General features: G+C 72.2%; 3 protein-coding genes. 1 reads left to right on the forward strand and 2 read right to left on the reverse strand.

Going from position 1 to position 5,753, the window contains the following annotated elements; all coding sequences use genetic code 11:
• Positions 1-2,526: TIR domain-containing protein (locus AB0B96_RS40660; RefSeq protein ID WP_362907637.1), on the reverse strand; the 2,526-nt coding region annotated here is incomplete at its 3' end.
• A complete protein-coding gene (locus AB0B96_RS40665; protein ID WP_362907639.1) occupies positions 2,523-2,942 on the reverse strand; it encodes a toll/interleukin-1 receptor domain-containing protein in 420 nt (139 codons plus the stop codon). The genes AB0B96_RS40665 and AB0B96_RS40660, both read right to left, overlap by 4 nt.
• A gap of 261 nt (positions 2,943-3,203) precedes the next feature.
• Between AB0B96_RS40665 and AB0B96_RS40670 the strand changes: the two genes are divergently transcribed.
• The coding region (locus AB0B96_RS40670) for a CHAT domain-containing protein (RefSeq protein WP_362907641.1) at positions 3,204-5,753 on the forward strand (2,550 nt) is incomplete at its 3' end.

Consider the following 5,753-nt stretch of genomic DNA (forward strand, 5'->3'; position numbering starts at 1 on the left):
ATCGGGGATGCCGCGACGGTCGAGGAGATCCTCCAGGCGTTCGCGGACGTCGTCGAAGCGGGCCTGGCCACCTCGAAGCAGCGCGTCCAGATACTCCAGCGTGCGAGGGTGGCCGCCCACGTCGGCCCAGGCCCGCTCCCGATCCGCCATCACCAGCGCGTCCAGGCCGGGCAGACGCCACATCAACTTGCGGGCCTCGGCGAAGGACAGCGGGCCGAGATGATGGACGTACAGACGGCGTTCGGCGCGTTTGGGGAGGGGGAAGGGGTAACGGCTGGTGATCAGCAGCTTGTGCCTGCCGCGAAGGCGGATCCAGGCGGTCAGGAACGCGGCCAGTTCCTCGTTGACGACCGCCCACCGCGTGCCGTCGTATGTGAGGTTGTCCTCGAAGTTGTCGAGCAGCAGGGTCACCGGCACCTGGGCCAGGAGCCGCCCGAGTGCCTGGAGCCGGTCGCTCCATTCGTGCCGAGGCTCCCGCACAGTGAGGGCCAGATGGCGGATCGACTCGTCGGTGAAGGCCGCCAGCAGGGTGCGGCCGATCTCCTCAAGGAGCTGGTCGGGGCCGGTCTGGCTGACTGCTGATACGACGAGACCCCCGTCGGGCCCCGACGCGCGCAGCAGTTCGGCGGCCAGGCTACTCTTGCCCACCCCGCCGATGCCGTGCAGCAGCACGCCCGGCCCGTCGCCGCGCAGGGCGGTCAGGGCCGCGCGGATCTCCGAGCGGCGGCCGACGAACTCGCCGACCTTGCGCAGCGGCACCCCGTCGGCGAACTGCGGCTCTGCCGGGGCTGAGATCTCCTCGAACCCCCCGGCCGGGTCGTACAGCGACACCGAGGGGCCACGCAGGAACAGCGCGGGGGTGGCCCACTCCACCAGCGAGGCGCCCAGGCTGCCCGCGGGCAGCCGCCGTCGTTCCTCCTCCAGCCGTCGCCGCGCGTCGCAGAACGCGGGCAGCGCCTCGGGGACGTCGCGGACCGCCAGCTCGTAGTAGAGCGCCCCCGCCAGGGCCGTGGCGTACGGGTCGGTGACCGAGGCGGTCATCGCCAGCACGCCGGGCACCCCGGCCGCCGTCAGCCCGCGCGCCAGCCCGCTCATCGCGAGGTCGTCAGACGCATGGTCCGCCGAGGCGTCCAGGGCGGTGGAGCAGCCGGACAGCACCAGCAACGGCACCCCGCGATCCGCGGGCAGCCCGTCGCGGACGAAGCGTTCGGTGCCCACCCGGTCGACACGCCCGGCCGCGTCCTCCAGCAGCAGCGCCCCGGGCTCGGCGTGGCAGGAGATGTGCAGCACGTGGAAGCGCTCCTGGAGCAGCGCCTCCCTGATGCCCGCCAGCGTCCCCTGGTTGAGGATCCGCACGTACGCCCCGGGACGGCCCCGGCCACCCCTGCGGGCACGTTCCACCGAGTCGAGGATCTTGGCGAGCTCCGCCTCCAGGTCCAGTACCGTCCCGCTCCCGGGTCCCTCGGGGGCGGCCATCACGACCAGGATCCGCAGCGGGCCGGGGATCGCGACGGCCGGAGCCGTACCGGCCGGAACGCGCCGGTAGAGCTGCACGCGGGGACGCAGCGCCAGCGGCTCGGTCGTCCCCGGTACGGTCAGCGTCTCCCACGGCAGATCCGCCAGCTCCTCGGCGACCTCCAGGCCGAGCCGGAGCGTCGCTCCCAGTGCGTGCGCCCCGGCCAGCTCGGCGGCGAGCGCCTCCCCGGCGGCCCCGGTGAGATACGCGCGCCCGAGCTCCCTGCCGCACTCGGCGAGCAACGCCCCGACCCCGCCGGAGCCGTCGGGGCCGCGCGTGATGTGGTCGCCGCGCTCGCGAGCCGACCTCAGCCGCCAGACCAGCTCGTTCAGCACCGAGGTCTGGGCCGGGGAGTGGGCCGCCCGCGCCTGGCGCGACGTCCCATCCGGTGAGAGCCGGTCCCCGGCCGTGCCCGATGCGTCCCGCCCTCCGGGCTCGCGCGTCTTCGGCCGAGACATGTCCTCATGCCGCGAGATCGGCATCGCGCCCTCGTACAACGAGGTCTGGAGGGTGACCTCGTCCGGTGAGATCCGGAGGACGCAGCGCCGGGGCTTCTCCGGGCGGATCCCGCTGCCCGGCCGTGTCACCGGACCCGGCACCACCTCCGGCACCTGCCCGCGCAGCGCCCGGACCAGCTCGTCCAGCCGCCGGTCGTGGTCGTGCCCGTCGACCGAGGACAGGTCCACCCAGAACCGGTCGGCCGCGAACTCCGGCAGCTCGACATCCTCGATCAGCACCGGGATGAGCCGCTGCCGGCCCTCGACGGAGCGCCGGACCAGCGAGGCGTACGCCTGGCGCACCCAGGGGTCGGTCAGGGAGGCCCGGCTGAGGACCAGGATCCCGTGGGCCGCGTCCCGGATCGCCTTCTCTATCACCTCGACGACGATCGCGCCGGGCGACCTGAGCACCTCCCCGTAGGTGACCTCCAGGCCCTCCGCGCGCAGCCGGTCGGCGAGCCAGCGGACCCACTCGGCGTCCCGCGGGGCGTGCGAGATGTAGGCGTCGCTCACCGCGCTCTCCGGATGGCCTCCGCGATCTCGTCCACCCGTTGGTCGAAGAGCGCGCCGGTGACGCCGCGCAGGTCGCTGTAGAAGCGGATCTTCACGAACTCCGGCAGGTCCTGGGTCTTCACGTCTTCGACGAGGACCGGGATGAGCAGCCGCCCGTCGTACATGGACCGCTGGAGAAGTGTGTAGTACTCGTTTATCACCGGGCCGCTCGCCATCGACGCGGGACTGATGACGAGCAGCCCGTGCGTCGAGTTCCTGATCGCCTCCCCCACCTCGTGGAAGATGATCGAACCGGGCCGGACGACGACTTTGTCGTAGGCCACCTCGATGCCGTGTCCTTTTAGCCGCTCGGCCAGGTCGGTGACGATGTCGGCATCATTATGCGAATAAGAGACAAAAACGTCATAAGTCGGCATTTTGCCGCTACTCCCGGGAGAGGACGCCGGGGAAATCGGGGGACGGGGGGCGCGCTTTCCGGGGGATCTCTTTCGTACGGAAAGCCAGGCGAAGTAGGCACCCGCGATGCCCGCCACGGCACCGATCACGGCGACCGCCAGGTCCGCGATATCCATGCGATCAGGCTACGGCGTGAAACGTTTCCATGGCCGGAAGTAGCGGTAAATGGTCAACTATCCGTAAACGGAAGAATACGCTGCCGTGGAGACCGTGGAGGTCAGGTGAGCGAACTGGCGGAGGAGACATACGACGTCTTCATCGTGCACGCCCGGGCCGACCTGGAATGGGCGAGGCAGGTCCTGGCACGGTTGTCGGAGGACGGGTTCCGGGCGGCACTGGAGGACTACCTGCCCGGCGACATCATCGTCCGCAGGATCGAGGATCTGATCCGGGCCTCGAAGAACTGCGTCTTCGTCTACAGCCGGGCGATCGAGGGCGATCCGATAGCGGACGCCAAGTACGCGGCGCTGGTCTCGCAGGCGGAGGCCCGGAGGTTCATCCCCGCGTTGCTCGACGACGTTCCGCTGGGCCCGTTCGCCGCTTCTCGTAAGCCGCTCGACTTCCGGGGTGAGGACCAGGACGGGCCCTACCGGGAGTTGCTACGGCTCCTGGGCGTCGACCGTCCCGCCACGCCGCCACTCGCCCCGTACAGGGGGCACGGGCTCGAAGGCGCACGGGACGCGCTGCTCAGGATCGGCAGGGACACGGTCGTCTTCCGGCCGGGCGGGACGACGGCCGACCGGAAAACGGCGGGCGAGGAGACAACGGAGCGAGGGACGGCGAGCAAAGCGGCGGCGGGCGAGGCGGCTCACCGGCCCGGACCGCTCCCTCTCGCCCTGGAGGAACGGCTCTGGCAGCTCGACCGGGCCCGGCGGGGCGGGGGCGCGCTGCTCACCAAGGACGTCCTCGCGGCGGGGCGGCCGGGAGCGGTGCTGGAGGCCCGGCTGCGCGAGACCGGGACCGGGCTGGGGGAAACCTTCCTCGCCGGGAAGGTGGGGGCGGCGCTGGCCGTCGCGATCGAGGAGGCGGCGGCGGAGAACCGGACGCTCCGCCTCGGACTCCAGGTGGACGACGATCTCGCCGGGCTGCCCTGGGAGACGGTCGTCCTGCCCGGGCAGACCCGGCCGCTGGCGCTGCACCCGTGCGTGGAGCTGTTCCGCCACCTCCCGGCGACCGGCCGTCCCACGGCGACCGGCATCCTCGCCCCGCTGCGGATTCTGGCCGTGGTCGCTTCCCCGGAGGGGCCCGGCAGCGGGCCGCTGCTCGACCTGGAGGGGGAGCTGCGGGTCATCCTCGACTCGGTCGAGGAGGCGCGGCGCCACGCGGCGGCGCACGTGCGGATCCTCAACGAGGGCACCCTCGACGCGATCGAACGGGCACTCAAGGAGGAGCGCTTCCACGTCCTGCACATCTCCTGCCACGCGGGACCGGACGCGCTGCTGCTGGAGGACGAGCGGGGCGGGGTCGACAAGGTGTCGGCGGCCCGGCTGGCCGGGGTTGTTCCCCGGAACCGCGGTGTTCCGCTGGTCGTGCTCTCCGGCTGCTCCACCGCGCTCGACGCCCGCCACCCGGTTCCCCGTATGGACGCCGCCGACGTCTCCCCCACCGACGACGTCTCCGGCGGGAAGGACGACAAGGCGGTGCTCACCGGGCTGGCGCGCGGGCTGTCGGCGGCCGGGGTCCCGGCCGTGCTGGCGATGACCGCGCCGGTGACCGACCGGTACGCGACCCTGCTCAGCGGGGCCCTCTACCGCGAGCTGGCCGTACGGCCCCAGCCCGACGTGCTGACCGCGTTGTCCGAGGCCCGCCGGGACCTGGAGGAGAGGCGCGGGAAGGGCGACAACCGGGACGCGGACCTGGTCGAGTGGGCCACCCCGGCGCTGTTCCTGCGTGGCCCGTCCCTGCCGCTGTACGACGTGAACGACGGCGTGGACGTGAACCTGAGACCGCCGAAGGCCGTCTCCCTCGACCCCGGTGTGGTGGTCAGGGCCATCGGGGACTTCGTCGGCCGCCGCTCGGAGCTCCGTACCCTGCGGGCCGCGCTGCGCGGCCGTCCGGGGGTGCTGCTGCACGGCATCGGCGGGGTCGGCAAGAGCAGCCTGGCCGCCGAGCTGATCGGCACCCTCGGCGCCGACGCCGGTCTGGTGGTCTCCCACGTCGGCCGGGGCGGCCCCGACCAGATCCTGACGGCCGTCGCCGACAAGCTGCTGGCAGCCACCTCCAGGACCGGCGCGGAGGGCGAGGACCTGCGCAATGTCGCGCTGGCCCTGCGCGAGCCGAGATACCCCTGGCAGGTGCGGCTCGACGCGCTGGCCCAGGCTCTCACGGAGGTCAGCGCCTCCCTGACCAGGAGGATCGGCCCTCCCCCGATCACCCTCCTGCTGGACAACTTCGAGGACAACCTCGACCGCGCGTCGGGCTTCTCCTTCGTGGACGCCGACCTGCCCGAATTCCTCGCCGCCTGGCTCCGGGTCGGGAAACTCCTCGTCACCAGCCGCCACCCCTTCCCGCTGTCCGACGACGCCCTTGACCTCCTGCATGTCCATCATCTCGGCCCGCTGTCCTTCGCCGAGGCCCGCAAGTTGATGTGGCGTCTGCCCGGCCTGGACGCGCTGGCGACGGCGGATCGGGAGCGTGCCTGGGCCGACGTGGGCGGCCATCCCCGCACGCTGGAATATCTGGACGCGCTGCTCCGGGGCGGCCAGGCCCGCTTCCCTGACATCACCCGCCGCCTGGAACGGCTTCTCCGAAATCGCGGGGCCGTTCCTGAC

This window comes from Streptosporangium sp. NPDC049046 (assembly GCF_040649155.1).
Taxonomy (GTDB): Bacteria; Actinomycetota; Actinomycetes; order Streptosporangiales; family Streptosporangiaceae; genus Streptosporangium.

Bases quoted from the DNA above. Each gene is read 5' to 3' on its own strand.
- AB0B96_RS40665 (WP_362907639.1), bottom strand. From the start codon at position 2,942: ATGCCGACTTATGACGTTTTTGTCTCTTATTCGCATAATGATGCCGAC.